Genomic DNA, 266 nt, shown 5'->3' on the forward strand with positions numbered 1-266 from the left:
TGAACTATCGAGGCGCTGACAGGACGTGATGTAATGTTTCAGGTTGAGGTTTGGGGCGGTGCAGGTGAGCATGGCCGCTCATGTTATTACGTCCAGTCTGGACAGCGAGCTGTACTGCTGGATTGTGGTGTGAAAAAGGGACAAGAAGAGATGTATCCCCTGCTGGATGCTGCCAAGGCTCGGGAGCTGAGCTGCGTTTTTTTGTCCCATGCGCATGAAGATCACTCCATGGCGATACCTATGCTGTATCGTCATGGGTATACAGG

At 52.3% G+C, this 266-nt stretch carries 1 protein-coding gene; it reads left to right on the forward strand.

Annotated features, from left to right (window positions below; translation table 11 throughout):
* Positions 1-33: 33 nt before the first annotated feature.
* A partial coding sequence (locus tag SB773_RS32285; RefSeq protein ID WP_410594456.1) for an MBL fold metallo-hydrolase occupies positions 34-266 on the forward strand: 233 nt, incomplete at its 3' end.

It is taken from the genome of Bacillus sp. SIMBA_074 (genome assembly GCF_046534555.1).
Lineage (GTDB): Bacteria > Bacillota > Bacilli > Bacillales > Bacillaceae_G > Bacillus_A > Bacillus_A mycoides.